General features: G+C 36.4%; 30 protein-coding genes. 23 read left to right on the top strand and 7 right to left on the bottom strand.

What is annotated here, in order from left to right; all coding sequences use genetic code 11:
* Positions 1–57 precede the first annotated feature (57 nt).
* From E7Z77_RS04365 to E7Z77_RS04290, 16 genes are all read left to right on the top strand, one after another.
* On the top strand, positions 58–861 hold the full coding sequence (locus E7Z77_RS04365; RefSeq protein WP_292750669.1) for a DNA-directed RNA polymerase subunit D: 804 nt from the start codon (positions 58–60) through the stop codon (positions 859–861).
* Entirely contained in the window at positions 861–1226 is a 366-nt protein-coding gene (locus E7Z77_RS04360) for a 50S ribosomal protein L18e (protein WP_292750667.1), read from the top strand. Before E7Z77_RS04365 ends, E7Z77_RS04360 begins: the two co-directional genes overlap by 1 nt.
* A 13-nt stretch (positions 1227–1239) precedes the next feature.
* Positions 1240–1662 carry a 50S ribosomal protein L13 gene (locus E7Z77_RS04355; protein ID WP_292750665.1) on the top strand — a complete coding sequence of 141 codons (423 nt, stop codon included), beginning with the start codon at positions 1240–1242 and terminating at the stop codon, positions 1660–1662.
* An 18-nt stretch (positions 1663–1680) separates the two neighbouring features.
* Complete coding sequence (locus tag E7Z77_RS04350) at positions 1681–2082, top strand: 30S ribosomal protein S9 (protein ID WP_292750663.1); 402 nt, start codon at positions 1681–1683, stop codon at positions 2080–2082.
* A 38-nt stretch (positions 2083–2120) separates the two neighbouring features.
* On the top strand, positions 2121–2291 hold the full coding sequence (locus E7Z77_RS04345; protein WP_292750661.1) for a DNA-directed RNA polymerase subunit N: 171 nt from the start codon (positions 2121–2123) through the stop codon (positions 2289–2291).
* 63 nt (positions 2292–2354) lie between these two features.
* Positions 2355–2552 (top strand): DNA-directed RNA polymerase subunit K, encoded by a 198-nt coding sequence (locus E7Z77_RS04340; protein ID WP_292750659.1) that lies wholly within the window; start codon positions 2355–2357, stop codon positions 2550–2552.
* A 138-nt stretch (positions 2553–2690) separates the two neighbouring features.
* Positions 2691–3935: a phosphopyruvate hydratase gene (eno, locus tag E7Z77_RS04335; protein ID WP_292750658.1), complete on the top strand. Its 1245-nt coding sequence runs from the start codon at positions 2691–2693 to the stop codon at positions 3933–3935.
* A gap of 20 nt (positions 3936–3955) precedes the next feature.
* Complete coding sequence (locus E7Z77_RS04330) at positions 3956–4150, top strand: 4Fe-4S binding protein (RefSeq protein ID WP_067043591.1); 195 nt, start codon at positions 3956–3958, stop codon at positions 4148–4150.
* Between the two features lie 12 nt (positions 4151–4162).
* A complete protein-coding gene (rpsB, locus tag E7Z77_RS04325) occupies positions 4163–4765 on the top strand; it encodes a 30S ribosomal protein S2 (protein WP_292750654.1) in 603 nt (200 codons plus the stop codon).
* A 9-nt stretch (positions 4766–4774) separates the two neighbouring features.
* Positions 4775–5623 (top strand): MEMO1 family protein, encoded by an 849-nt coding sequence (locus E7Z77_RS04320; protein WP_292750652.1) that lies wholly within the window; start codon positions 4775–4777, stop codon positions 5621–5623.
* A gap of 9 nt (positions 5624–5632) precedes the next feature.
* Entirely contained in the window at positions 5633–6595 is a 963-nt protein-coding gene (mvk, locus tag E7Z77_RS04315) for a mevalonate kinase (RefSeq protein ID WP_292750650.1), read from the top strand.
* A gap of 4 nt (positions 6596–6599) precedes the next feature.
* Positions 6600–7400: an isopentenyl phosphate kinase gene (locus E7Z77_RS04310; RefSeq protein ID WP_292750648.1), complete on the top strand. Its 801-nt coding sequence runs from the start codon at positions 6600–6602 to the stop codon at positions 7398–7400.
* A 3-nt stretch (positions 7401–7403) separates the two neighbouring features.
* On the top strand, positions 7404–8450 hold the full coding sequence (gene fni, locus E7Z77_RS04305) for a type 2 isopentenyl-diphosphate Delta-isomerase (protein ID WP_292750646.1): 1047 nt from the start codon (positions 7404–7406) through the stop codon (positions 8448–8450).
* Positions 8451–8453: 3 nt separating this feature from the next.
* On the top strand, positions 8454–9797 hold the full coding sequence (locus tag E7Z77_RS04300; protein ID WP_292750644.1) for an RNase J family beta-CASP ribonuclease: 1344 nt from the start codon (positions 8454–8456) through the stop codon (positions 9795–9797).
* Positions 9798–9811: 14 nt separating this feature from the next.
* Positions 9812–10792 (top strand): short chain isoprenyl diphosphate synthase IdsA, encoded by a 981-nt coding sequence (gene idsA, locus E7Z77_RS04295; protein WP_292750642.1) that lies wholly within the window; start codon positions 9812–9814, stop codon positions 10790–10792.
* A 298-nt stretch (positions 10793–11090) separates the two neighbouring features.
* Complete coding sequence (locus tag E7Z77_RS04290; RefSeq protein WP_292750640.1) at positions 11091–11876, top strand: ADP-ribosylglycohydrolase family protein; 786 nt, start codon at positions 11091–11093, stop codon at positions 11874–11876.
* Here E7Z77_RS04290 and E7Z77_RS04285 read toward each other — a convergent pair.
* Complete coding sequence (locus tag E7Z77_RS04285; protein ID WP_292750638.1) at positions 11869–12666, bottom strand: helix-turn-helix domain-containing protein; 798 nt, start codon at positions 12664–12666, stop codon at positions 11869–11871. The genes E7Z77_RS04290 and E7Z77_RS04285 overlap by 8 nt on opposite strands.
* 96 nt (positions 12667–12762) lie before the next feature.
* Between E7Z77_RS04285 and hcp the strand changes: the two genes are divergently transcribed.
* Both hcp and E7Z77_RS04275 read left to right on the top strand, forming a co-directional pair.
* Positions 12763–14070: a hydroxylamine reductase gene (gene hcp, locus E7Z77_RS04280; protein ID WP_292750636.1), complete on the top strand. Its 1308-nt coding sequence runs from the start codon at positions 12763–12765 to the stop codon at positions 14068–14070.
* Between the two features lie 3 nt (positions 14071–14073).
* Entirely contained in the window at positions 14074–14403 is a 330-nt protein-coding gene (locus E7Z77_RS04275; RefSeq protein ID WP_292750634.1) for a cupin domain-containing protein, read from the top strand.
* Between the two features lie 80 nt (positions 14404–14483).
* Here the strand turns inward: E7Z77_RS04275 and E7Z77_RS04270 are convergent, their stop codons facing one another.
* From E7Z77_RS04270 to E7Z77_RS04260, 3 genes are read right to left on the bottom strand one after another with little or no spacing between them, the layout of a single operon-like run.
* On the bottom strand, positions 14484–15296 hold the full coding sequence (locus tag E7Z77_RS04270) for a class I SAM-dependent methyltransferase (protein ID WP_292750632.1): 813 nt from the start codon (positions 15294–15296) through the stop codon (positions 14484–14486).
* A gap of 2 nt (positions 15297–15298) precedes the next feature.
* Positions 15299–16306, bottom strand: a complete 1008-nt coding sequence (locus tag E7Z77_RS04265; protein ID WP_292750630.1) for an aldo/keto reductase — start codon at positions 16304–16306, stop codon at positions 15299–15301.
* A 1-nt stretch (position 16307) separates the two neighbouring features.
* The gene (locus E7Z77_RS04260) at positions 16308–17312 is read right to left on the bottom strand and encodes a tetratricopeptide repeat protein (protein WP_292750628.1); all 1005 of its coding nucleotides are present in this window, start codon (positions 17310–17312) and stop codon (positions 16308–16310) included.
* A 129-nt stretch (positions 17313–17441) separates the two neighbouring features.
* Between E7Z77_RS04260 and E7Z77_RS04255 the strand changes: the two genes are divergently transcribed.
* Entirely contained in the window at positions 17442–19112 is a 1671-nt protein-coding gene (locus E7Z77_RS04255; protein ID WP_292750626.1) for a glutamate--tRNA ligase, read from the top strand.
* An 8-nt stretch (positions 19113–19120) separates the two neighbouring features.
* A complete protein-coding gene (locus E7Z77_RS04250; protein ID WP_292750624.1) occupies positions 19121–19585 on the top strand; it encodes a hypothetical protein in 465 nt (154 codons plus the stop codon).
* 90 nt (positions 19586–19675) lie between these two features.
* Here the strand turns inward: E7Z77_RS04250 and E7Z77_RS04245 are convergent, their stop codons facing one another.
* The 3 genes from E7Z77_RS04245 to E7Z77_RS04235 all read right to left on the bottom strand — a co-directional run bounded on the left by E7Z77_RS04245 (position 19676) and on the right by E7Z77_RS04235 (position 22625).
* Positions 19676–20515, bottom strand: a complete 840-nt coding sequence (locus E7Z77_RS04245; RefSeq protein WP_292750621.1) for a transporter substrate-binding domain-containing protein — start codon at positions 20513–20515, stop codon at positions 19676–19678.
* A 203-nt stretch (positions 20516–20718) separates the two neighbouring features.
* A complete protein-coding gene (locus tag E7Z77_RS04240; RefSeq protein ID WP_292750618.1) occupies positions 20719–21048 on the bottom strand; it encodes a HEAT repeat domain-containing protein in 330 nt (109 codons plus the stop codon).
* Between the two features lie 83 nt (positions 21049–21131).
* Positions 21132–22625: an ATPase gene (locus tag E7Z77_RS04235; protein WP_292750616.1), complete on the bottom strand. Its 1494-nt coding sequence runs from the start codon at positions 22623–22625 to the stop codon at positions 21132–21134.
* Between the two features lie 184 nt (positions 22626–22809).
* On the opposite strand from E7Z77_RS04235, the gene E7Z77_RS04230 reads away from it, so the two are divergent.
* From E7Z77_RS04230 to E7Z77_RS04220, 3 genes are read left to right on the top strand one after another with little or no spacing between them, the layout of a single operon-like run.
* A complete protein-coding gene (locus E7Z77_RS04230) occupies positions 22810–24042 on the top strand; it encodes an LL-diaminopimelate aminotransferase (protein WP_292750614.1) in 1233 nt (410 codons plus the stop codon).
* A complete protein-coding gene (locus E7Z77_RS04225) occupies positions 24043–24741 on the top strand; it encodes a DUF6882 domain-containing protein (protein WP_292750612.1) in 699 nt (232 codons plus the stop codon).
* Entirely contained in the window at positions 24728–25339 is a 612-nt protein-coding gene (locus E7Z77_RS04220; RefSeq protein ID WP_292750609.1) for a hypothetical protein, read from the top strand. The genes E7Z77_RS04225 and E7Z77_RS04220 overlap by 14 nt, the downstream gene beginning before the upstream one ends.
* Position 25340 lies beyond the last annotated feature (1 nt).

The following is a 25340-nucleotide window of genomic DNA, read 5'->3' as shown; positions in this document are numbered from 1 at the left end:
GGTACTGGAAGACCTGGTGGTAAAAGAGGAAGAAGAGTTTAAGCGGAAGGGTTTAATATGGAGATAGAATTAAAAAGCCAAAGCGATGATGAAATCGTATTCATTGTTCGCGATGCAGAAGTACCTTTTATTAATGCAATTAGAAGATGTGCTATGGTAAATGTACCTAAGATAGCTATTGAAGATGTAAACATTATCAGAAATGATTCTGCAATGTTTAATGAGGTGCTTGCTCACAGACTTGGTTTAACTCCTTTAGTTTCTGACCTTGATGCTCTTGAAGGTTTATCTTTACCTGAAGATGATGACTGGGGAGAGTATTCCAATGGAATTATGTTCAGTTTAAATGAAGTGGGACCTAAAGTAGTTTATTCTAAGGATTTAATATCTTCAGACTCAAAAATTAAACCAGTATACGATACCATTCCTTTAGTTAAACTTAAAGAGGACGAAGTACTTAATATTGAAGCTGTTGCAAAAGTAGGTTACGGTAAAGAACATGCTAAATGGATGCCGACAACAGTCTGTGCATACAAGCAATATCCTGAAATCACTTTCAATGAGGATGTTGAAATTGATTATGATTGTGCTCAAGCATGTCCTAGAGGTATTTTAAAATCTGACAGAAGATCTAAAAAGATTAAGATTTTGGATATTGAAGACTGTGCCATGTGTAAAAGTTGTGTTAGAGCTTCAACCAATGGATATATTAATGTAGGGTATCGTGAAAATGATTTCATATTTAGAATTGAAACTGATGGATCAATGCCTCCTAAAGAAGTTTTATTAAAAGCTTGTGAAGTATTAGGTGAAAAAGCAGATAAGTTTATCAGATTTAGTGAAGAAGGAGGAAGTAAATAATGGCTAAAAAGATTATAAAAACTAATCCTAACCTTATTGAACTTATTAATAAACTTTATGACAAATCAAGAAGTGAAGATGCAGCTATTTGGAAAGATGTTGCTCAAAGACTTGAAAGGTCTAATAGAAGAACCGCTGAAGTTAACTTGTCAGATATTGCAAGATACGCTGAAGCTGGAGAAACTATTTTAGTACCAGGTAAAGTTTTATCAAATGGTAATTTAGAAGAAAAAGTAGATGTCGTAGCATTAAAATTCTCAGCTAAAGCACAAGAAAAAATTGAAAGTGCTGGTGGAGAATGCATCTCAATTGACGAGATAATCGAATCAAATCCTAAAGGATCAAACATTAAAATCATGGAATAAGTAGGGTGTTATTATGATTATTGATGGAGAAGGATGCGTTTTAGGAAGATTAGCTAGTATTACTAGTAAAAATCTTTTAGAAGGCGAAGAAGTTGTAATTCTTAATGCTGAAAAAATTATGTTAACCGGAAACAAGGATTGGGCTTACGCTAAATACAAACAAAGAGTTGACAGGGCAAGTATTTCCAACCCTCGTGACTTAGGTCCTAAATATCCTAGAAGACCGGATGATATATTTAGAAGAACTGTTAGAGGAATGTTACCTTACAGAAAATCAAAAGGTAAAACTGCATTCAAAGGCTTAAAAGCATTTGTTGGAGTGCCAGCAGAATATGCAGATGCAGAACTCACTTCAGTTCCAGAAGCAGAATACAAAAACATTAAAAAAGGTATTGAGTTAGGAGAAATTTCCAAACTTTTAGGAGCTACCTTTTAGATATATGGATGTGTGATTATGGTTAAAGTTATTCATACTAGTGGAAAACGTAAAACAGCTATCGCAAGAGGTACTGTTCGCGAAGGAACCGGTAAAGTTAGAATCAACAGAATTCCTTTAGAACTTTACTCTCCAGAACTTGCTAACTTAAAGTTACAAGAACCATTAACCTTAGCTGGTGACTTAGCAAATGAAGTAGATATCAACATTAAAGTTATCGGCGGAGGAGTAATGGGTCAAGCAGAAGCTGCACGTATGGTAATTGCAAAAGGACTTGTCCAATGGTCACAAGATATGGATTTAAAAGAAAAATTCATACAATATGACAGAACCATGTTAGTAGGTGACCCAAGACGTTCCGAACCTAAAAAATACGGTGGTCCTGGTGCAAGAGCTCGTAAACAAAAAAGTTACAGATAATTCAATCTGTACTTTAATATTTTAAAAAGATGATTTAAATGATTCCTATTAGATGCTTAAGTTGTGGAAAACCCGTATCAGCACTTTTCGATGAATATGTCAAAAGAATCGAAGCTGGTGAAAAGTCAAAAGACGTATTGGATGACTTAGGGTTAACTAGATACTGTTGTAGAAGAATGTTAATTTCTCATGTCGAGACATGGGAATAGATTTTTCAGTCGTAGGGATATTTTTTAATTAAAATATAATCTTGGTAAAATATATGCCTAAAAATGGAAGTAATATTCATGGATGTTGAAAAAAAATTAACAAGGTTTGAAAGAGCTAGACTTCTTGGAGCTAGAGCAATTCAAATATCTATGGGAGCTAAACCTTTAGTTGAAATTAAAGACTCCTTAGATCCAATTGATATAGCTTATGAGGAACTCAAAGCTGGAGTTTTACCATTAGATGTTATTAGAGATGAATAAATAGTTTTTTCTATTTATTCCTAATATTTATTTAAAAAAAATAAAAAATACCAACATAACTCTATAAAGAAACTTACTGATTTTTTTAAGGAGTATAGGTTATATGGTAATAAATTAAATGGCACTGAGGTGTTTTTTTTGGTTAGTATAATAGAAGACGTCCAAGTTCGAAAGATTTTGGACAGCAGAGGAAACCCAACTATTGAAGTTGATGTGATCACTTGGAATAGTTCAGGTAGAGCTGCTGCACCTAGCGGGGCAAGTACCGGTTCAAGAGAAGTGGTATCATACCCTAAAGGTGGGATTGATGAAGTTGTAAGTGAAATGGAAGATCTGATAGCTTCCGAACTCATCGGTATGGATGCTGAAGATTTGGCTACCATCGATGAAGTGTTAAGGGAAGTTGATGGAACCGACAATTTATCTGCTATTGGAGGAAATACTACTGTAGCTATTTCAATGGCAGTAGCGAAAGCTGCAGCTGCATCTTACAATATGCCATTATATAAATACATTGGTGGAAATCTAGTAAATGAATTGCCTTTCCCTCTTGGAAACATGATGAACGGAGGAGCACATGCAGGCGTTAACGCACCTGATATTCAGGAATTTTTGGTTGTTCCGATTGGAGCCCCAACTGTAATGGACGCAATTTTTGCAAACGCTTCTGTTCACAAGAAATTGAAGGAATTAATCCAGAAAAAGGATTCAAACTTCACCGGAGGCAAAGGTGATGAAGGAGGTTGGGTGCCTAACATTACTAATGATGCCGCTTTGGAAATCCAGGCACAGGCTTGTGAAGAAGTGGGCGATGAGTTAGGTTTTGAAATAAGACCTTCTTTGGATATGGCTGCATCCGAACTGTGGAATGCAGATGCGCAAAAATACGTTTATGCTCAAGACGGTATTAAAAGAGATACCGGAGATCAAATTGAATTCGTAAAAGATATTATTGATACTTATAATATGTTTTATGTAGAAGACCCATTTGATGAGAATGACTTTGATGGCTTTGCTCAATTAACTGCAAAAGTTGGAAATGAATGTCTCATATGTGGAGATGATTTGTTTGTAACAAATAAGGAACTTTTGGCTAAGGGTATAGAAATGAATGCGGCAAATGCAATCATTATAAAACCTAACCAGATTGGTTCTTTATCTGAAACTTATGCAACAGTAAAATTAGCTAAGGAAAATAACATCGTACCTGTAGTATCCCATAGATCCGGTGAAACTACCGATGAGACTATTGCTCATTTGGCGGTAGGTTTTTCATCACCTATGATAAAGACAGGTGCAATCGGTGGAGAAAGAATAGCTAAATTGAATGAGCTTATCCGCATTGAAGAGGAACTCCCAAATCCAAAAATGGGTACATTTTAAAAAGTTTTGGGGAGAGTAAAATGGCTAAAGTAACTATTGATTATGATAAATGTGATGGTGCAGACTGCGCAGAATGCGCTGACGTTTGCCCAATGGAAGTATTGGTTCTTGAAGGAGACAAAATTGTAATTACTGACCCTTCAGAATGCAGTTATTGTGAAGTATGTATGGACGTATGTCCTAATGAATGTGTTAAAATAGAAGATGAAGATTAAATAGGTGAAAAAATGGCAAATGATGAACTTTTAATAGATTTAGATAATTATTTAGCAGCAGGTTTACATATCGGAACTCAACAAAAAACCAGTGACATGGAAAAATACATTTTCAGAGTAAGATCTGACGGTTTATATGTATTGGATATTCAAAAAACTGATGAAAGAATCAGACAAATCGCAAAACTTTTAGCAAAATATGACCCTGATGACATTTTAGTAGTTGCTACCAGACAATACGGTCAAGCTCCTGTTAAAAAATTCGGTGAAATCACTGGCGCAAAAACCATTCCTGGAAGATTCATCCCAGGTACTTTAACAAACCCAAATTACGCTAAATTCATTGAACCAAAAATCATTGTTGTAACTGACCCAAGATCAGACTCACAAGCAATTCTCGAATCAAAACAAAACGGTATTCCAGTTATTGCATTATGTGATACTGAAAACTTACTCAGTTTTGTTGACATTGCAGTACCTGTAAACAACAAAGGTAGAAAAGCTATCGCTTTAGTTTACTGGTTACTCGCAAGACAAATTTTAAGGGAAAGAGGAGACATTCCTGAAGACGGTGACTTAGATATTGATTCAACCGACTTTGAACTTAAATTTTAAATGAGTTAAATGATAAGACAACCTGCTGTGGCCGGAGCATTTTATCCAAGAGATGCTGATAATCTAAAGCAACTCATTGAAAGTTGCTTTTTAGATGATTCAGGTGTTGGTTTCATACCTGAATTAAATAATTTTGAAGGAACAGATTATCCTATCAATGTTATGGTCCCTCATGCAGGTTATCAATATTCAGGTGCAGTAGCTTCTCACGGCTATTGCAAATTAGTTCAAAATGGTTTTCCTGAAGTTTTTATTATTATAAGTCCAAATCATACAGGTTTCGGTACTGAAGTTTCTGTCTTCAATGAAGGGGAATGGATTACTCCTTTAGGCAGTGTCGAGGTTGACAGTCAGTTTGCAGAGGAAATCATCTCTCAATCAGACATTGCATCCGCAGACTTTTCTGCACACATACGTGAACACAGCATTGAAGTCCAGCTGCCGTTTTTACAGTATTTCTCTTCTGATTTTAAGATTGTTCCGATTACAATGGGAACCCAAAACTTTGTCACTTCATCTGATTTGTCAAGGTCTATTCTTGAAGCGGGCAAAAAATTAGGAAAATCCTATGCGGTCATTGCAAGTACCGATTTGTCCCATTTCAACAATCAGGAAAAAGCAAATAAAGTTGATTCATTCGTTTTGGAGGATATTGAAGAGATGAATGAATTCAAGCTCTTTGAAGAGGTTGTTCAGTATAACATTACCATGTGCGGGTATGGCCCTGTAATGACAACAATCTCCATTTCCAAGATGGCGAATAAAAACGAATCAGAAATTCTTGCTTATCAGACAAGCGGGGATGTGACAGGTGATTTCACTTCAGTTGTAGGTTATGCTTCAGGTGTTTTTAGATAAGGTGTTTTTATGATAGCTAAAGCGTCTGCTCCGGCAAAAACAATATTATTCGGTGAACATTCAGTTGTTTATGATGAACCAGCTATTGCAGGAGCCGTAAATAAAAGAGCTTATATAACAATTAGAGAATCAAATTCAGAAAAGTCTATTTTTAAAGCGCCGGATATAGGTTTCGAAGCGGAATTGATTTCACGAGAGAAAAGGTACATTTTAACAAAAGGAAAACCAGGTATTATTAGATATATTTTAGAATCTCTTTATAGAGCTCATGACCACAGCCCAATAGAGATAACATTGTCATCAAATGTTCCTATTGGTTCTGGATTAGGATCATCAGCAGCAGTTACCGTAGCAACACTGGCTGCATTATACAGATATCATAATGTTCGTTTTAATAAGAAATCTTTAGCCCATGATGCCCATATGGTCGAACAGGCTGTTCAGGGGGTAGCCAGTCCTTTGGACACTTTGGTTTCCACATATGGAGGGCTTGTTTATTTGTCTAGAAATAAGAAGGTTGAGCATTTTAAGGTCAACTTCAATGTTCCTTTCGTTGTAGGATACACCACAAAACATGGAAACACAGGAAAGATGGTCAAGGATGTCAGGAATCTAAAGAACAGAAATCCTAAAATCATAAATCCTGTAATCACTGCAATGGGAAATCTGACCAATTATGCAAAACAAGCTATTCTTAAAAATGATTTCAAGAAGGTTGGTGAATTGATGAACATCAATCACGGATTTTTGGATGTTTTAGGGGTGAATACTTTAGAATTGTCCCGTATGGTATATAATGCAAGGGAAGCTGGAGCAATAGGTTCCAAGACTACCGGTGCCGGTGGAGGCGGAAGCATAATTGCACTTTGTCCGGGCAAAGTTGATGAGGTTGCAAATGCTATCGCTCGCAATGATAACATTTTGAAAATCAGATTTACTCGAAAAGGAGTTTCTTCAAGGGTTTATAAGTGATTTCATGATTATTTTAAAGATTGGCGGAAGCATATTAACAGAAAAGGACTCAAATGAAAGTGAAGTTGATACCAAAAGTCTTAAAAGAATAGCTTCCGAGATAAAGGCATCCCTAGATAAATCTTTTAAAGAATTGATAATTGTCCATGGTGCGGGATCATTCGGACACCCTCCAGCTAAAAAATATAGGATTGGGGAGGAATTCGACAAATCCGAGTATCCAGAAAAAAGGATTGGATTTTGTGAAACTCAAAATGCCGTTAAGAAATTGAACATGTATGTATGTGAAGCGTTCATTGAAGAGGGCTTGCCTGTTGTGGCCGTTCCTGCTTCAAGTTTCATGACAGCAACCAATAAGAGGATAACACACGGCGATTTGGACCAATTCAAGAAATATCTGAATAAGGGTTTTATTCCTGTAATCTATGGGGATGTTGTTTTGGATGATGAACTGGAAATATGCGTTATTTCCGGAGACCAGCTAATACAATATTTGGCAATGAATCTCAACCCTGAAAGTGTAATCCTTGGTACTGATGTTGATGGCGTTTATAATAAAAACCCTAAAACTCATGATGATGCCATGTTCTTTGATAAGTTTTCATCCATTGAAGATTTGGATACATTAGAGGGAACAACTAATATTGATGTTACCGGAGGAATGGTTGGAAAAATTAAGGAATTGTTATATTTGGCAGATTTGGGTATTGAATCTAAAATAATAAATGCTGAAGTTGAGAATAATATTTACAAAGTATTGGAAAATGAAAAGGTCAAAGGAACTGTAATTTCAAGGGGAAATTAGTTTATGATTTCAGATAGGAAATTAGAGCATTTATTAATTTGTGAAAATTATGATGTTGAGTTTAAAGATAAAACTACTGGTTTTGAAGATATTGAGTTAATACATAATGTTTTGCCTGAAATAGATAAAAGGGAAATTGATTTGTCCACTTCCGCTTTCGGCAAAAAATTAGATTCACCATTATTTATTACAGCTATTACTGGAGGCCATCCTGCTGCAAAGGTCATTAACGAACAGTTGGCTATTGCTGCAGAATCCAACGGAATCGCATTGGGTGTTGGTTCTCAAAGGGCTGCTTGCGAACACCCAGAATTAGAAGATACTTATACAGTTGTTCGTGAAAATGCACCAGACTGTTTATTGGTTGGCAATATTGGAGCACCACAATTGAACTTGGCTGAAAAGGCAGTTGAGATTTTGGATGCGGATATATTGGCTATTCACCTGAATCCTCTTCAAGAGTCAATACAGCCGGAAGGTGATTTGGATGCGAGAGGATATATTGATTTAATCAATCAAATTACTGATATTGTTGATATTCCAGTGCTTGCAAAGGAAACAGGCTGTGGAATTTCCGCTGAATCAGCAAAAATCTTGGTCGATGCAGGAGTCGATTTTATTGATATTGAAGGTGCTGGAGGAACAAGCTGGGCGGCTGTTGAAACATACAGAGCTGATGACAGATATTTAGGTGAAATATTTTGGGACTGGGGTATTCCTACCGCAGTCAGTACAGCTGAAGTTACCAATGCCGTTGATGTTCCTGTCATTTCTTCAGGAGGTATCAGATCAGGTCTTGAAGCGGCTAAAGCTATTGCTCTGGGAGCAGATGCTGTGGGTATGGCTTTGCCATTTTTGAAGAATTCCGCTTCACAGGAACAATTAAACAGGTTCATTCAAAGATTCAATGACTCATTAAGGATTGCAATGTTTTTAGTAGGGGCTAATAATATCGAAGAATTGAAACAGTCAAATTTGGTCATCCGTGGAAAAACAAGGGAATGGCTGAATGAAAGAGGTATAAACACAAAAAATTATTCAAGGAGATGAAACATGAGCGTTGAAGTAATCGCTATAGGCGGATACCAGGAAGTCGGGAAAAACATGACTGCCGTCAAAATTGGTGATGACGTAATCATTTTTGACATGGGTATCCATTTGGACAGAATCAGTATGCATGAAGATACTGACATAGACAGAATGCATAGTTTGGATTTAATCGAAAGAGGGGTTATTCCTGACGATACATTAATGAAGGATGTTGATGGTAAAGTAAAAGGAATAGTCTTTTCACACGGGCACTTAGACCACATCGGTGCTGTTGCTAAGTTGGCTCACAGATATGATGCACCATTAATCGGAACACCATATACTGCTGCATTAATTGAAAAACAAATTAAAGGCGAAAGAAAATTTAAGGTTACCAATCCTATAAGGCCTTTAAATCCCGGCAGCAAATTAAAGCTTTCAAAAGATATTACATTGGAGTTTGTCCAATCAACTCACAGTATTCCTCAAGCAGTATTTCCGGTATTGCACACTCCTGAGGGAATTATTGTTTACGCTTTAGATTTTAAATTTGATAATCATCAAAAAGTTTCTCCACCGCCTGATTACAAAAGATTAAAGGAATTGGGCAGGGAAGGAGTCCTAGTCTTAATTGTGGAGACTACCAATGCGATAAATTATAATGAGGTCAAAACCCATTCAGAACGTATTGCGAGAAATATCCTGGAGGATGTAATGAAAGGTCCTTTACAGGAAAAAACAGGTATGATAGTTACCACATTTTCATCACACGTTGAACGTGTACAGGCCATTGCAGACATTGCCAAAAAAAGTCATAGGGAAATATTTTTCCTTGGAAGATCCATGGAGCGTTTCTGTGGTATAGCGCAGAAGTTAGGTATTTTGAAATTGCCTAAAAATGCAAGTATTTACGGTTCTCCAAAGGCAGTGAACAAGGCATTAATGAGGGCTGATGAAGACAGGGCAAATTATTTGCTTGTAACTACAGGACACCAAGGAGAACCTGATGCATTGCTTCCAAGAATTGCTAATGGGAGAACTCCATTCAACATTAAGAAAGGAGATAACGTTATTATTTCAGCACCTATCATTCCAAATCCAACCAATGCTGCTAATAGGCACATTATGGAAAGGAGATTAAAAGTGAAAGGCGCTAGAATTTATCCTAATGCTCACGTTTCCGGACACGCTGGAAGAGAAGACCACAGGGAATTCTTACGAATGTTAAAACCACAACATATCATACCGGCTCACGGAGATTTATCAATGCTTGCGGCTTATGCTGAACTTGCAGAAGAGGAAGGATACAGAATCGGATATGATATTCATATTTTGAGAAATGCTCAAGCACAAGTTTTTAAAAGTTAAAAGAAGGGATGTAAATGAGTGATGTAAAAGAAGTACTCGGAAATTATTCCGCAGACATTACAAAAACTATTGAAGAAGAATTAGCCACTATTACTCCAGATAATCTTGCAGAAGCATCAGTATACTTAACAAGAGCTGGGGGAAAAATGCTAAGGCCGGCTTTGACATTAATTACTGCTGAGGCTGTTGGCGGAACTCGCGAACCTGCATTAAAATCTGCAGCTGCAATTGAACTTATCCATACATTTTCATTAATTCATGATGATATCATGGATCAGGATGACATGAGAAGAGGAATGCCTTCCGTTCACAAGGTTTGGGGCGATGATGTTGCAATTTTAGCAGGAGATACATTGTTCTCAAAAGCTTTTGAAATCATTATCGGAACTGAAGGAACCAGTTCAGAACAAAACAACAAGGCTTTAGCTACTGTCGCTGACGCTTGTGTAAAAATCTGTGAAGGTCAGGCTTTGGATATGGGCTTTGAAGAAAGGTTTGATGTCAGTGAAGATGAATATATGGAAATGATTTTCAAGAAAACTGGTGCTTTAATAGCTGCAGCAACCAAAGCCGGAGCTATAATGGGAGGAGCATCTGAAGAAGTCATTGATGCAATGTATGAATATGGTCGTTTGATTGGTCTCGCATTCCAGATTCAGGATGATTACCTTGACCTTGCATCCGATGAGGAAACATTGGGAAAACCAATCGGTTCCGACATTGGCAAAGGCAAGATGACAATCATTGCAATCAAAGGTTTGGATAGTGTTGATGATGACAGATTGCTTGAAATCTTAAAAGCTAGTGAAAACTCACAAGATGAGGTAGATGAAGCAATTGGAATTTTAACAGATTGTGGTGCTATTGAATATGCTCGCAATTTGGCACTAGAATCCGTGAACCAAGCAAAAGAAGTACTCGAAATATTGGATGATTCTTCATCTAAACAGATACTTATTGACATTGCAGATTTCGTACTTGAGAGAAGTGCATAATTTCTCTCACATTTTTTTCATTTTTTTTTAAATTTATTCTCTATTCTCTGAAACAGGGAAATTCTTATTTTTGTGAAGCATTTTTTTCAGAAATTCCCATAATCTTAAACTTAGATGGATGGGATAATTCACATATTTCCTTGATTATAGGAATTTCATGTCTGATGATATGATGATTATCGTTTTTTCGGTTATTACAATCACATTTTTTTTATTGTTTTTAACATCAACATTTTAGTTTAAATGCATTTCAAATGAAAACAATAGTTTTATAAACTACTTGAACACAGTTTATATCATGAAAAGTATTATTGGAGCAATTAGCGGAGATGTCATTGGCTCAATTTATGAGTTTCATCCGATAAAGACAAAGGATTTTGAGTTATTTAATGAGCGTTCTACCTTTACTGATGATACTGTAATGACATTGGCGATTGCCAACTGGCTGATTAATGATAAAACTTCAAAAAGGGTTTTAATTGATGAATTGAAAACATTTGGTAATAGATATATTAATGCAGGTTATGGCAAAATGTTTAATGCATGGTTGCGCGATGATGACCCTCAGCCCTATGGAAGCTGGGCAAACGGCTCTGCAATGAGGGTTTCACCATGTGCATGGGTAGCCGATTCACTTGAAGAGGCACAGGATCTGGCATATCTGTCTGCTGCTGTAACTCATAACCATCCCGAAGGCATTAAAGGAGCGCTGGCAACTTGTGATGCAATTTATCTTGCAAGAATTGGTGCAAGCAAAGAGGAAATCAAGGATCATATTGAACTCAGATATGACTATGATTTAAGTCGCAGTCTGGATGAAATAAGACCATATTATTCATTCGACGTTTCATGTGCCGGAAGTGTTCCCGAATCAATCATCTGCTTTTTGGAGGCTGATGATTTTGAGGATACAATAAGAAATTGCGTATCCCTGGGAGGAGATGCAGACACCCAGGCAGCAATTGCAGGTCCTATTGCATCTGCGTTTTGGGAAGTTCCTGACGATATTGTTGATAACACATTAAACCGTTTGGATGATTTTCTATTGGATGTCCTAATTGAATTTGAAGAGAAATTCATCTAGATTTTTTCTTTAACTTTTTCAATTGATTCATGAACCTGTCATCATAGTTTTTGGCAATGTCCTCGTATTTGTTCCAGATTCCAATTGCGGTTTCTGGAATCACATTTCTTTTATCTTCCGAAAACTTGGTATAGGTGTGCATCATCTCTTTTGAATCGCAAATCAGTACCTTAACGAATGGAATGTCCGCTTTTTGAATGTTGATGTCTGCATCTTGGAATAATCTGATGATGTTGACTTCTTCGTCGTTGATGTAGCATGTTGGGGAAGCCAGTATGTTCACGTTTAACTTTTTATTCTTTTTGAATGCTTTGATGAGTGCTTCGCCTTCTCCTTCAAATAAAAATCCTATTCTCATGTTAACTGATGTTTTTGCCCTACTGATGATTTCGATTTCCTGAGCAATGATTTTTTCAACACCATAAACTCTCCATATAGGAGCCTGAACCTGGCTCATTCCGTTTTCATAAATGTTTGTCAGTCTGGTTATTGTATCGTCGATTTCACTGTTAAGGCGTTCTTTCTCACGGCTCAGCACTTCGACAGGAGACTTGACGGTATATGTGAGGGGTCTTCCATCTTCAACATCTATGAAGTTCTTCTTTATCAATCCTTTCAGGACATCATATATTTTGCTTCGGGGAATGCCCGAGTTTTCTGATATTTCACTTGCTGTTGATGATATCAGTGAAGTCAATGTCACATATGCCTGGGCTTCATACATTGTCAGCCCAATTCCTTTGAGTATAGCTATATTTTCATCCATGATTATTGTTTTATCCAAGCTCATATATAACTTTACTACTTTTCACCCTTGAATAGTGACAGAATACTTATATACTAGCCTACGTAAATTATAATTAACAAGAATTAAGAGGTAATTAAAATGGCAGACGGCTTAGATATGTTTTGTTATCAATGTTCCCAAACCGCTAAAGGTACTGGATGTACTATAAAAGGGGTTTGTGGTAAAAACGCTACTGTAGCAAGATTACAAGATAATTTAATCTTCACTATGAAAGGAATTAGTGCATACAACTACAATGCAAATGTTTTAGGAAAATTCAACCCTGAAATCGATGCATTCCTGACCAAAGGGTTATACACCACATTAACCAATGTCAACTTCGATGCAGAAGATTTGGTTGCATTAGCATTGGAAGCAGGAAAAGTAAGCGTTGATGTAATGAGATTACTTAAAGATGCACACATTGAAGCTTACGGCGAACCACAACCTGTTGAAGTAAAAGTTGGAGCACAAGAAGGACCAGCTATTATAGTAACCGGTCACGACTTAAAAGCTTTAGAGGAATTGTTAAAACAAGTGGAAGGAACTGACATCAAAGTATACACTCACTCTGAAATGTTACCTGCACACGGATATCCTGGACTCAACAAATACGAAAACCTGGCAGGACAACTCGGTGGAGCATGGCACGATCAAAGGACAGTCTTTAAAAAATACAATGCGGCAATTGTTGGAACCAGCAACTGTGTCCTACCTGCACTTGACGCATACAAAGAAAGAATGTTCACAATGGACGTAGCTAAACTTGAAGGCGTAAAAACCATTGATGATTATGATTTCTCTGAAGTAATTGAATGCGCTAAATCTCTTGGATCTTTAGAACCGGAAGAATTGACCACTATCACTACCGGTTGGAGTGCAGGCGCTATCGTAGAGCACGCTGATGCAATCAAAAAATTGGTTGAAGAAGGTAAAATCAGAAGATTCTTTGTAGTCGGAGGATGTGACAAAGCAGCAAAACACAATGACTACTACAGGGAATTCGTAGAGAACTTGCCTCAGGACACTGTTATCTTAACATTAGCATGCGGAAAATACAAATTCAATGACCTTGACTTAGGAGACATTGAAGGAATTCCAAGATTATTGGATGTAGGTCAATGTAACGACACCATTGTCGCAGTCGATGTTGCTTTAGCGTTATGCGAATTGTTCGACATGGAATTAAACGAATTGCCATTGACAATTGTCCTCAGTTGGATGGAACAGAAAGCAGCTGCAGTACTTTGGGCTTTACTCTACTTAGGCAAAACCGACATGTGGATTGGACCGGTACTTCCTGCATGGTGCAATGAAGACATCTTAAACGTGCTTGTTGGAAATTACAACCTGACCCCAACAACTGGAGATGCAATAGCTGACATCAAAACCATAATGGGGGAATAGTTAATGAATGAGGATATTAAAGCCAAGGCTTTAGATATCCAATTCCTTTTGGATTATCAAAAGGACAGTGTTGTCAGCCGTGAAGTAATCAAAAAAGAGTTGGGAACAGTAACATTCTTTGCCTTCGATCAAGGCCAGGGATTGTCAGAGCATTCAGCTCCTTTTGATGCAATGGTTCAGGTTATTGACGGTGAAGCTGAAATCACAATTTCAGGTAAGAAAAATACTGTTGAGGCAGGCCAAGTCATCATTATGCCTGCAAATGAGCCTCATGCACTTCAAGCTGAAAACAGTCCATTTAAAATGATTTTAACCATGATAAAAAGTGATTAATTTCATTTTTATATTTTTTTATATTTTATACTATTTTTCAATAATGTTTTCTTAAAAATTAGAAACGTGGATTATGGTGGTTATTTTTTCCACCATATTAAAATCCAATCCGCCTTGTCCTTAACATTATAGTATTTTTTTGTTTCCCAATCATAGGTGAGAATCCTTTCCAGATAATTCTTGAGAAGTTCTTTCTCGTTATCATCATATAAATCAAGTCTGAATTTGCCATTGTCCATGGCTTCTTCAACACTGTCATATTCACGGTAGTTGTTCAGGTCAAATCTTTCAATATTCGCATAAATTCCTAAATTAAAAAGTATGTTGAAGAAATAGTTGTAATCAGGAAAATCTTCTGTTTTAATGCCCAGTTCCCTGTCGAAATCTTTTTCGATTTTCTTGTTTTCAGGTCCGAAAACAGTTATGAAGACGTATTTGTTGGCTATTTTATTTAACTCGAGTAAAACTTTATCTATTGGGATGATTCCATTAAGAGATCTTGAGCAGATTACAACATCAACATCCCCAATATCTTCATATTTTATTTCTTCAATCGGTCTTAAAATTGTTTCAATATTGGCGATGCCATTATCGTCGGCCCTTTTTTCCAGATATTCCAGCATTTTGGTTGATGAATCAAGGCCTATTACTTTTTTCACCCTTTTAGCTATTGGAATGGTGACTGACCCTTCACCGCAGCCAACATCGAGAACTGTATCGTTTTCATCCAAAATCAGGCTATCGAACAGGGCATCCTGATAGTCATCCTTTCTTGTCCTTTTATAGAAACCCGGTGCAGCCTTATCCCAATCCTTATTCTTCTTGTTGGATAGGCGTTCAGACCAAAAGGCAACCCAATCGAGATCATTCGGGTTTTCAATGCATTGCTTCATGCTCACACCTTGGTTTTCCCGGTCAGAACATTCTGATAATCTTCATAGTTCTCCTTTAAAAGCTCAGGAATATCCAATTCATATGGGCATTTGTCTACACAGGAATAACATTCTGTACAGTCCAGTGTATGTTTCATTATTTCCTGAGTTTTTTCGTCCATGTTTGGTTCGGTTGGAAAACGTCTAATCCAAAGGGACATCCTTGCGCACAAGCTGATGTTGATTTCTTCAGGGCAAGGCATGCAGTATCCGCAGCCTCTGCAGAAGTTATCTCCAAGTTCCTTTTTGTCTTTTTCTATAATTGCCCTCAAATCATCATCCAGAACGGTATTTTCATCGTATGATAGGAATTCGTTGAGCTCTTCGAGTTTTTGAATTCCCCAAATCGGAAGAACATTATCAAACTGATTGATGTAAGCGTAACTGGCTTTGGAATGTTTAATCAATCCCCCGCCCATTGCTTTCATGGCAATAAAACCGACATCCAATTGCCTGCATTTTTCAACTAACTGCAATTCTTCAGCACCGCTCAAATATGAAAATGGGTACTGCAATGTTTCATACAGTCCTGAGTCAAGGGCTTCATGTGCATGTGTAATCTTATGTGTTGTTATTCCGATATGTCTGACCAGACCTTCTTCCTTTGCTTCAAGCATTGCCTTGTATAATTCATCATCCTCTTTAGGGCAGAATGAAATGTTGTGGAACTGGTGCAAGTCAAGATAGTCTGTTTTCATGCTTTTAAGGGATGTTTCCAAATCGCTCCAAAAGTCTTCCACGGTTTCTGATCCGCTTTTTGTTGCAAGAAAGATGTTTTCACGAACATCGCTTAGTGCACGACCAATCTTTTCTTCGCTGTCAGTATAAAAATGTGCAGTATCATAGAAATTAATTCCATTTTCATATGCAGTCCGAAGAATTTCAATTGAATCCTCCATGTTACGTCTCTGGATTGGCAGTGCGCCGAATCCGTTTTTGTTTACCTCAAGATTAGTTTTTCCAAGTCTCATTTTAATAACCGTTCATTTTTAGTATAACATATAAAATTAAAATAATTGCCAATATAATAATGGAGGTCTTTGCTGAAAAGAATCTTGTCTTTCTGAATTCCTTGTCTTCAACTTCACCTTTTTTCATTATCCTTTCCTTTTCGAATGAGCATTTCTGGTAAATTTCTTCAAGATCCTTCGGAAGCCTGCCGTGTTCATTTAACATGTTGATAGTTTTATTCAAGTGTTTGACCGCTTCACCGTCATCGCCCAAATTGACGCAGCAGTAAGCGGCTTTGTAATTGAAATTGGTAACCAATTCAAGGTCATCTTCAACTTTGCTTTCATAATGAAGACAGTTCTTATAGTTTTTCAATGCTTCCTTGTATTCTCCAAGCTCGAACAATGCATCCCCTTTTGCATTGAATCCCACAATAGTATCCTCTTCGAGAAGGGACTTGTTTAAATATTCCAGTGCCTCCTCATTTTTGCCGGTCTTTTGAAGCATCTGGCCCTTGTAGAGGTCTGATTTTTCATCGCCGCCAAATTGATTCTCATAGTTGTTTAAGAATCTTAAGGCATCATCATACTGTTTTGCTTTCATCAGAAGTTCGATTTTGCTCATAAGAACTTCTTTTTTAGATATGCGGGGTTTTTCAATCTTGGAGTAGGATGAATAGTTTTTATAGGCTCTGTCTATGTAACTGAGCGCATCATCCACTTTTCCTTTATTGAATAGGGACATTGCCTTATCGCATAATACGTTGATGGAATTGGGCTGTTTTTCGAGATATCTGTCAAAGTATTTTTCACCATAATCCCCATTGTCATGGCTTTCATCATAATACTGATAATAAATACCTTTCTCTTCAAGTGCAGGTAAATGGTTGGCGTCAATTAGTAAGTCTAAAATGGATAGGTAAGAGGCAACATCATCTTTTGCATGTCTTTTTCTAGCTATTTTAAGAGCTTCACTTAACTCCTCATTTTCAATGTATTGTTTTGCCTGTTCAATAGCATCACTCATCATATCAACCTAAGTTTTTTTATCTCGCTCCTATCTTTTTTATAACTACTCTTCTTAATATTTATATATCTTCAATTAAATAAATAATATTGCTTATTTTTATAGAATTAATTAAATTGTGATGATTAAATGAATGATTTAGAAGAAATTATTTATAAACATGCCTTATTAAATGCAGCTAAGCATAAGGGAAGTGCAAATCCCGGTGCTGTAATGGGTTCAATCATGTCAAACGAACCTGAACTCAGAAGTAAGGCAAAAGAAATTGGTCCGATGTCAGGCAAGATTGTAGCAAAGGTAAACGCTTTAAGCCCTGAAGAACAGGCTGCGGAAATGGAAAAATATGGTGTCGAAGTTCAGGATAAAAAACCAAAAGCTAAAGAGGTTGGCTTACAGGAACTTCCTGGAACTCATGAAAACATTGTTCTGCGTTTCGCTCCAAATCCAAGCGGACCGCTACATATTGGACATTCTAGAGCAGCAGTTCCAAATGCTGAATATGTTAAAAGACACAACGGTAAACTGATTTTAAGGATTGAAGACACAGACCCGAAAAGGGTCTATGAACCTGCTTATGAAATGATTCCTGAAGATTTGGAATGGCTTGGAATCAAAGCGGATGAAGTGATTTACCAATCCGACAGGTTTGAAACTTATTATGATTATGCCCGCCAATTGATAGAAAAGGGTGCGGCTTACATGTGTACCTGTGACGGTGCAACATTCAAAGAGCTTAAGGACAACTGCAAAGCATGTCCTTGCCGTGACAACAGTGTTGAAGAAAACCTTGAATTATGGGAAAAATTCGACACAATGGAAGCCGGTGAAGCAGTGCTTAGAGTAAAAACAGACATCAATCACAAAAACCCCGCTATCCGTGATTGGGTTGCAATGAGACTGGTTGATGAAGAGCACCCTCGCTTAGGTACAAAATACAGAATATATCCAATGATGAACTTCTCTGTAGCAGTCGATGACCATCTGATGGGATTGACTCATGTTTTAAGAGGAAAAGACCACTTGGCAAACACCGAAAAGCAAAAATACCTGTATGATGCCATGGAATGGGATGTTCCTGAATATATCCACTACGGAAGACTTAAAATGGAAGACATCGCCCTAAGCACATCCAAGGCAATGGCAGGAATTGAAGATGGAACTTACTCCGGATGGGACGATCCAAGGCTTGGAACCTTAAGGGCTATTGCAAGACGTGGAATTGACCCTAGGACAATATATAACCTCATCACTGAAATAGGTGTTAAGATGGCGGATTCAGCCATTAGCTGGAAAAAGATTTACGGTTTAAACCGCAACTTCCTGGAACCTATAGCCAACAGATACTTCTTCTGCGAAGACCCTGTTGAAATTGAAGTTGAAGGATATGATGATGGTGAAGTTTCAATTGAAAGACCGCTTCATGCAGACCACCTTGATAGGGGAAATAGGATTTTGCCGTTTGACGGAAAGGCATACCTTGCGGCATCCGACATTAAAGACGGATTGTTCAGATTGATGGATGCAGTCAATGTTGAAATTGCAGGAGACAGCATAACATACCACTCCACTTCATTTGAAGATGCAAGAGCTGCCAAGGCAAGGATTATCCAATGGGTGCCAACAGAGGATAATGTAAATGTTAAAATAGTCATGGATGATGCATCCCTCAAAACCGGTCTTGGTGAAGGTGCAATCAGGGAATTAAGCGTTGGAGATGTAGTTCAATTTGAAAGAGTGGGTTTTGCCCGTCTTGATGAAATTAAAGATGATGAATTCATTTTCTACTTTGCCCATAAATAGGTGATTAAATGACAATGTTTTCAAATGGATTTTCAACACTTCAGATGCCTGAGGACTTTGAACCTATCGCCACCAAGGATGAATTTAATGACATGTATCTGGTAAACACCAAAATACCCATGTCAATTAAATTTTCAACAACTCCCACATTGGTCGGCCTTCCGGAGATAAGGGCAGACATAGAGAAAAATATTGGAAATAACGAAAAAATTAATTTGTTAACTTCGGATTTCATTGCGATAAATGATGATATCTATTATATGATTGTATCCTCATTCAGCGATGGGGAAAACGAAATAAGGCGCAATGAATTCTTATACGTCGAAGACAATAATCTCTATATTTTTGAATTCACATATCCTTATGCAGATAGGGAGCTCGATGACTTTTACCTGAACATCATCAGGTCTTTAAAAATAGTGGTTCCAAAGTATATTGTTGAAGATGGAAGTTATAGGATTAACAAAGAATAATTAATCCGTGAGGAAATGTGGTTTAACTTAAAACCCACATCCTCAAGATTAAAATCCTTTAAATCTATACCGCGAGCCAGTTCAAGATATTTAATGAGTTGGAGCAATTAATCTTTGAGGAATTTGATAATTGCTGTAGTTTTGAGCTATTTTATCAACGGTTCCGTCCTTGAACATCTCATCTAAAGTTTTTTGAACTTGATTTCTCAAATCATCATTTCCTTTTTTAAATGCAATGCCATATTTTTCATATTGTAATGGTTCATCAATTATCACGAAAGGTTCATTTGCATATGTTTCATTGAGTTGATAATTTGCATATCCAACGTCACAGATTACAACATCACAAACTCCAGACTGCAAATCTAAAAATGCAGTATTGTAGTCGCTTACTTGTGTAACTTTTGCAAATGTGTCATTTAATGTTTTGTTTTGACCATTCAAGGATTCTAAAGCACTGCTTGAATCTAAAACTTCAACAGTTTTTCCTTTTAAATCATCTAATGTTGCGCTCTGATTATCGGTTCTTAAAACGAATACCTGTGTATTGTTAAAGTATGGATCTGACCATAGGAAATTATTTTCTCTTCCTTCAATAGTAAGGTCGCTCCAAATGCAGTCGATTTCATTAGAATTAACTTCGTTGTCTTTGGAATTCCAATCAATTAGAGGTTGGATTTTTAATGTCCAGTTATTTCTTTTTGCAACTTCCTTTGCAAGTTCATTATCAAAACCTATGTATTGACCATTACCGTCTTTGTAATTGAATGGAGGGAGATCAGGCCCTACACCTACAACTAATGTTTGATTGTCATTTGAGTTTGATCCGGCACCGCCTAGAAAATCAAACCATCCTCCGGCACTAACTGCACCTATCATCAAAAATGCAGTCAGGATTAATGTAAAAACTAATATTAATTTTTTATTCATGTTCATCCCTTTTAATTTTTGAATGCTATGTTGTATGAAAGCCATGGGTTATATGCTCTTGTATAGATTTTCAATGTTTAAATTATTTTCTGCCGACTGATTATTTTCAATCTTTTGGCAATGATTTTAAACATATGAATGTCTTTTTGTATTTTTTAATATATTTTATTTTTCATATGTGTCTGATGGTTTTAAGGTGTGTATCATTTGAGATGGGATATTCTTTCAGCAGCTGCAAGGCGAACTGTTTTGTTTGAATCGTTTTTTGCAATGTTGTTTAAAGCGGTTTTATCGCTTATTCTTTTTATGGCAGCTATTCTGGCATTTTTGTTGGAATCATTTGCAGCGATATCTATTAGATCGGAATCATTGTTTATCTTTTCGATGGCTGCAATGCGAACATTGATGTTAGGGTCGTTTTTTGCAATTTCAATTAGCTTTTTCTCATCATCCGATTTTTGAACTTGCCTGATTCTTTTTCTCCAGTCGTCATGAGGCATTTTCATTTTTTCAAATCTGTTGATGAATCCCATTGAAATCACTTGAAATTCTCTAAAAAAAGCTATTCGGTAAGTATTATGGTTGTTCGGTTAAAAAAAATAGTAAAAAAAGATATTTAATATATCTTTTTAACATCTTTAGGTTTGATGGTTATGTTCTTACGCCTGTATCTAACGGAGATGTCATCGCCGTTGATGGCATAAACCTGACTGGAGTATGTTTCTCCTTCATGAGTAAATATGATTTCATCCCCTTTTTTAAGAACAACTTCATTATTGTTTAAAGTTAATTTTATGTTGTCTTTTGAAGGTTTGTTTTTAATAGGGCTAATTCTTGATTGGGTTTTTTCAACTTCAGGAGCTGAATTTTTAGCCATATTGAAAACCTTACGGGTATTTTCTTGCCTTAATTTTTCATCATCGCTGATTATTTCAGGATATTCTTCTTCAGGTTCGACATAATCAATATGTGTTTCGTTGATGATAGGCTCGAATTCATCATATTCGTTGACATTTCGTATGTAAGTCTCTTCAACGGCTCCGTATTCCTCTTCCACTCTTGCTTCAGGTTCTTGTGTTAATTTGTCTTTAACTTCCTGGAATATTTTGGAGCTTCTAATCTTATTAGTAATTTTATCAATGTCTTTTCTGTAGTCCAAGTCCATTTTGTATTCATCACTTTCAAAGAGATTGGTATTTTCAATTGGGGCTCCGAAGTCATCTTTGATTTTGCTTGGACTTTTAAGGGTAGGTTCCTTGATTTCTTCGTTTGGAACATCAACTTCTTCTTCAGCGGAATCCAGCAATACATCAGTAATATTTGTTTCTTCAGAAATGCTTTCAATTTCCTCTTTGCTTTCCTGTGAAGCTGAAGTAATGGTTTCTTCTATTTCTTTTTGGGTTGCGTATGCATTTTCTGCTTCTGCTTCGATTTCTTCAGTCACTTCTTCGGAAATGTTCGCAGTTTCATTAAGCAATTCTTCAATTGTATCGCTTTCGTTGATTATTTCCTCGATGAGAGGTTCTTGAATTGCTGTACCTTCTTTTCTTTGTTTTATGCTCTCTTTAATTTCAGTTAAATCATCATCTTTAGAAATATTTTGTGATTCTTTTTCTCTTTCACTATCTTTCCTTTTTGATTCTTTAATTAATTCATCGATAGTGAAGAGATCCTTCAATTCGGTTTTTTCTTCTTTATTATTTTGATTCATAATATCCATCTGGTTTTGTTTGATTGGTTCTTGGAATTTTTTAACTTCATTTCCGTAGTTAATGAGCACCTGATTTTCAGATTCATATTCGATATTTTTTGCGCTGTTATCATTAACTTCAGGAACTATGTAAGCATCATCATCTTTTGATACGGAGGTTCTGTTTCCGTATAATGATTTGTTTGTTTTTTGTTGGGAAAAACTGTTCATAAACTTAGATTGTGAATTAACTTTTTCTTTTCGTGATTCCAATATTCCTGAAAGGCTTTTAGCACTAGGGATTATTGATTTTTCACCGCTTTCAAGTTCTTCATCACCATAATGCATCTTAACAAGTATAATGGAAATTATACCGATTATGGCAATTGTTATCCAAATTAATATTGTTATTCCGTTCATAGTTTCCCAACCCTTATATTCTATATATAATTATGTACCATTCATTAATTTAAATATTTTTATAAAATGTTTAAGATGTAATTTATTTTTTCTTTTTAATTTGCAATAAGGTTGTTCAATGAGACATTTTATATATTCTTAAAATAAAATATAAATTAGATTAATGATTTATAGAGGATTAATCATGGTTGTTAAAATTAATGAAAACTATCTAAAATTAAAAAGCAGCTACCTTTTTGTTGAAGTAGCTAGAAGAGAAGCAGAATTTACAGAAGCAAATCCTGATGCAAATATAATCAAGATGGGTATCGGGGATGTTACAAAACCTTTGGTTCCTGCTGTTGTCAAAGCATTCCATGATGCTGTTGATGAAATGGGTAATGCAGAAACCTTCATGGGATACGGTCCGGAACAAGGTTATGGATTTTTGGCTGAAGCCATAATAAAAAATGACTATGAAAAATACGGTGTGAACCTTGACACTTCTGAAGTGTTCATAAGTGATGGGGCAAAATGTGACACCGGTAACATCCAGGAGATATTCGGCATTGACAACAAGATTGCAGTAACCGACCCTGTATACACCGTTTATGTTGATACTAATGTGATGGCCGGAAGAACAGGAGAAATGAAAGATGGAATGTATGAAGGATTATGTTACCTTAAATGCAATGCGGAAAACGGATTTGTTCCTGAATTACCTTCTGAACCTGTAGATATAATTTACTTATGTTATCCAAACAATCCGACAGGTACTACATTAACAAAAGATCAATTAAAAGTGTTTGTTGATTATGCTAAAGAGAACAAGTCACTCATATTATTCGATGCAGCTTATGAAGCATTCATCAATGAAGATGATGTTCCACACAGTATTTATGAAATTGAAGGTGCAAAGGAAGTAGCTATTGAATTCAGAAGCTTTTCAAAAACCGCAGGATTCACAGGAACCCGTTGCGCATACACAGTTGTTCCTAAAGAATTGGTTGGTTATGACAGCGAAGGCAATGAAGTGGAAATCAATCCGTTATGGAACAGAAGGCAAACCACCAAATTCAATGGTGCATCATATCCTGTTCAAAGGGCTGCTGAGGCAACTTACTCCGAAGATGGTCAAAAACAAATTATGGAAGTTGTTGAATATTACATGGAAAATGCAAAAATAATCCGTGAAAGCTTAACTGACTTAGGTCTTGAAGTTTACGGAGGAGTAAGCTCCCCTTACATTTGGGTTAAAGCTCCAAACAACATGGATTCATGGACATTCTTTGATTTATTATTAAACGAAGCTAACGTAATCGGAACTCCTGGTTCCGGATTCGGACCTAGCGGTGAAGGTTATTTAAGATTAACTGCATTCAATACATTAGAAAATACTAAAGAAGCAATGGACAGAATTTCAAAATTAGAATTTTAGGTGTTAAAATTGAAAGTAATTGAAAAGGAAATTACAATTGAAGAAGGCGATTCCTTTAAAATGATATTATCAAAATATGGTGCTTTAGGCCTTGATAAACAGGAAAACCTCTCAGATTTAATTGGTGATACTAAAGGAGAACTGGACATTGAAAAAGGTATTGTATCATTTGGCGATATCAAAATGCCCGTTCAGATTTTAGGATTTTACTCACAGGATATGAACCAATGGTCATGGGCATGGGATAATGAGGATATCTTCGGTGAAAATCTCATCAGGGCAGCAAAAAAAATCAAAACCGTCGGTGATGAATTTGGAATTGTCGAGTTCGCTGCGCCTATCATTCAATTGAATTATGATGCTTGCCATTCCATTGCAATGACTGCAACAGCCTTTTTAGATTATGATGCTTATTATGCAGTTTCAGAAGATGGTTTGGATATCTTTGTAGCTGTAGAATCCGATGACATCAAAGAAGATAATTCCCTTTTAAAATTCAGAAATACTTTATACAATTTCCAGAAAAATTTCAAGATTTATCCTAAAATAGCTTTTGAGGCATATACAAAACTCAAGGGATACATATATAAACCACATGATGACTTTGCTGTTGCTAAAATCGGCGAAAGCAGAATAATTGTCGGTTTCACCGAAAGGGGAAATATCACACGTATCCTGATGTATGATGAAGAGGACTAGTGGTAAAATGGACCCTGATTTAGTTGAGGAAATTGAATATATGAAGGATTTGCTTGCTAAATCGGGTTTTTTCTCAGTTGATGAAATAATCGAAATATTGGAAGACCAATTTATAGAAGAGGACATTGACTTCACGGATTGTGAGGTTTCTCTGAATGATTATTCATCTGAGAATTTCTCCAAACTGGAAAATGCCTTTCATAAATTGGCATCTGAAGGCATTGTAGCTATTCACAATTGCGGATATGATATCGAGGAGGGCGTAGCCGATGCTTTTGAACTTTATGTGCATCTGAATAATAATAAGTTCACGGCTGAAGGCTTTTGCTTTTACACTTTTGAAGATATCGAAGATGCGATTTTTGACGGGAATCTGAAAATCACATTCGGCGATTTTGAAAACGATGAGGATAAGGCATTGGAAATTGGCAAAACCGTTGCAGGATATTTGAAAAATGAAAACTTAAACATTGATTGGAATGAAAGTGTTAACAACCAAATAGAAATTAATCCGTTCATATGGGATAAAGGTTATAATGAAGAAAAAGAATATGAGATTGAAGGAGCATATGATGTTTTTGTAAAAAACAGGTGTTAAT

Origin of the sequence: Methanobrevibacter sp. (assembly GCF_015062985.1) — an archaeon.
In the GTDB taxonomy this organism is placed as follows: domain Archaea; phylum Methanobacteriota; class Methanobacteria; order Methanobacteriales; family Methanobacteriaceae; genus Methanocatella.
This window is presented reverse-complemented; position numbering and strand designations above follow the sequence as displayed.